Source organism: Candidatus Eisenbacteria bacterium (assembly GCA_030017955.1).
Lineage (GTDB): Bacteria > Eisenbacteria > RBG-16-71-46 > JASEGR01 > JASEGR01 > JASEGR01.
The window spans coordinates 1-3,020 of record JASEGR010000152.1; the positions used below are offsets into that span (position 1 = coordinate 1).

Annotated in this window: 3 protein-coding genes; 1 reads left to right on the forward strand and 2 read right to left on the reverse strand. The window is 52.3% G+C overall.

What is annotated here, in order from left to right:
- Window positions 1-821: transposase (locus tag QME66_13140; GenBank protein ID MDI6809892.1), on the forward strand; the 821-nt coding region annotated here is incomplete at its 5' end.
- Window positions 822-1,436: 615 nt separating this feature from the next.
- Here the strand turns inward: QME66_13140 and QME66_13145 are convergent.
- Together QME66_13145 and QME66_13150 are read right to left on the reverse strand one after the other, a co-directional pair.
- Window positions 1,437-2,765, reverse strand: coding sequence for an ISNCY family transposase (locus tag QME66_13145; GenBank protein MDI6809893.1), 1,329 nt, complete (start codon window positions 2,763-2,765; stop codon window positions 1,437-1,439).
- A gap of 71 nt (window positions 2,766-2,836) precedes the next feature.
- On the reverse strand, window positions 2,837-3,020 hold a 184-nt coding region (locus QME66_13150), incomplete at its 5' end, for a hypothetical protein (protein MDI6809894.1).

Here is a 3,020-nt window from a genome sequence, read left to right on the forward strand (position 1 = left end):
TCCAAAGTGTGGCAGAGACGCTGCTGACCTTGGCCAGAGACCCGAAACACCTCGGTGCGCATATTGGTGTGCTTGCGGTGTTGCACACCTGGGGACAGAACTTGATGGATCATCCCCACATCCATTGCATTGTCCCCGGCGGTGGACTCTCAGCCGATGGAACGAGGTGGATTGCAAGTCGAACACACTTCTTTCTTCCGGTGAAGGTGCTCTCGCGGTTATTCAGAGGAAAGATGCTCGATCAACTCAAAGGAGCGTACAAAGCAAACAGACTGAAGCTCATAGGCGAAAGCAAAGAGCTGAATCGCCCAGAGATCTTCCGCACCCTGCTCGACAAACTGTACAAGAAGGAGTGGGTTGTCTATGCCAAAGAGCCGTTTGGTGGTCCGCGACAGGTACTTGCCTACTTGGGTCGCTACACTCACCGTGTGGCGATCTCGAATAATCGGTTGGTGAGTATATCCGATGGCAAGGTTACATTCCGGTGGCGGGATTACCGGGATGCCAGCGCCGAGAAACTCATGACGCTGGATGCCGGAGAGTTCATCCGACGGTTCCTCTTGCATGTGCTGCCGCAGGGACTGTGCAAGATCCGCTACTACGGCATCATCAGCAACCGGAACCGGAAGATGATGCTCGCACGCTGCAGGAAGCTTCTTGGTGTTCCCCCGGTACAGGAGAACACATCTGCACCACAGGTGCAATGGCAGGAGCTGTTACTGGAGTTGACGGGCATCGATGTCCGGCTCTGCCCTGAATGTCAAACGGGCCAGATGATAAGGCGACGCATACTGCACCCCCTGAGCACACACGCTCCGTAATAGTTGCTGGGTGCATCCCGCCTTGGGCGGGACTCTTGTGGCAGAATGTGGGGACGGCGAAGTCCGATCCGAAGGATCACTTCGTGAAGGACTCCTTTGGAGGAGTGTGTCTCCACCGATTGACAACTCAACTCGTTGAGCAGTATCTCAAGTGAGAAAACGAACAAGAGAGTGCGTGAAAGCTTCAAAAGGCAGAATACGACAGATCATTACGCCGAACGAAGCATCCGTCCGGGGTACAAACAAGAGGCATGCAGAGAATCGCAATAATACAATACCCATAGGTACTACTCACAGCCCGCCTTCCGTCCCGCTTTGCGGGATGCGGCGGACAGGCGGCTTCGTTCAACAAGATTTTATCCGTTATTGAGCGCGTGACAGTCTGAGTGTAGGGCTTTGATCCAGCGAAGTACAGTCTCAGCACTTGCCGCAGAAATCTTCGGCTCAACAACGGATAAAATCCTTAACGTTATACGGCATTAGCACGTGAAACATTTCCTAATTAGTTCTCGCTGAAGAAGTAAGATTTTTTGTGTCGCTGTTTTGAGATGTTGTCTTCGAATTCAATACTGTTCTTTGATATGTGGTTCGGGGCGCCTTCGAGACCGAAGTTGCTTAGCTGAAGTTCCAGAGGTTGAAGCTGAAGATCGACCAACCGACCCAGACAGCGGTGGCGGTGGAGCCTCGTACGCGAATATCGCCCAGCATGAAGCACCGCTTGAGCATACTGATGGCGGCTTCCATGCCACAGCGAAAGCGTTGGAGTGTCGTGAACCATCGAGAGTGCTGGCGGCGATACTCTCGCGGCTTCAGTCGTCCGATCTTGGCAATGCCGACATAGCGGACTCCCATCTGGCGCAGATCAGCAAGGTTGTCCGGTGAGTAATACCCTTTGTCGGTCGCCACGGCAGTCGGGGCGCGACCAAACTGTTCGACGAAACGTTCGACCATCGGTATGAGTTTGGTCTTATCATTGGGATTGCCGTGCTGGATCTGATAGTCGAGCATCAAGCCCGATTGATCCTGGGTCAGTTGCATCGTGCGGCCGAACTCGTTGGGTTTTCCGAGCTTTCCCCGCCGAATCGGACGCGCCTGTGGGTCGTGCATAGAGACAATGCGCTCCGGGATTGAGTCCGCACCAGCCAGCCGTTGGTCGATCTGATCGAGAATCGTCTTGGCCAAGGCGCGTTGTTCAACCAGACGCTGGGCAGCACGTGCGTTCCTGCCTCGGCGAACCTGCGCCAAGGTGGTGCTGAACTCATCGAGAGTGTCCTTCGCCAATCGACTGACTCGTTGCAGGGTTTTGCGAATCTGTTGCTTGCTGTCCTTGCTCTTGGACTTCAGGACAGCGCCCATCTGGGCGAGGGCTCGCTTGGTCGAGCGCACATGGCTGGTGATCTTGTGTCCAGCTTTCTTTGCGCTTTCGGTGAGTGTTTTGACCACCTGGTGAACCAAGCCCAGATCGGTCGGATAGCTGATATGAGTCTCCAGTGTGGTTGAGTCAATCCGGATTTTCCGGGGCTTTATCTTCTTGCTCTTGATCAGATGCTTCACCAAACGCTTGTTCAATTGCCGGATGCGGTCTTCTCCCAGACGCTGATTCAGTTTGATAAGGGTTGTTGCATCAGGCACCCGATCCATCAGCGACAGATGACAGAAAAACCGCCACGGAAGACGTTCCCGGACTTCCTGTTCAACTTCTTCATACGACAGTCCATAGCGAAATTTCAGGAACAACATCCGCACGTAGACATCCATCGGCGTGCCGGGGCAGCCCATCGTTGGATGGAAGATTTCTTCCAACGGTTTCAGCAAAGCTCGATCCGACAGCAGCGTGTCGACGGCTTTGAGTTCGTCGCTTACTTCATACAGCGATGGATCAATAAACCCATCGCCAAAACTCAGTTGTGGTGTCGATCGTCCACGCATGAGAACTTCCTCCAAAAATTTGTCCGACGTTTAGACGTACGACACCATAAAATGTTTCATCCCAATCAAGACTTTTTCAGCGAGAACTAATTAATATTAATAAGTACGGGTACCATAATTGTTTTGTCTTGAGAAAGTGTTAAAGCATGTCCATCTAATCCAGAAGCATGCCCTCCCTTTTCATGATTAAGAGCTGCTTGTCGGCTTATTGAATCTAATTCCCCATTTGAACTTACACCAATATTAATTTCTGCAATGTCAATATATCCG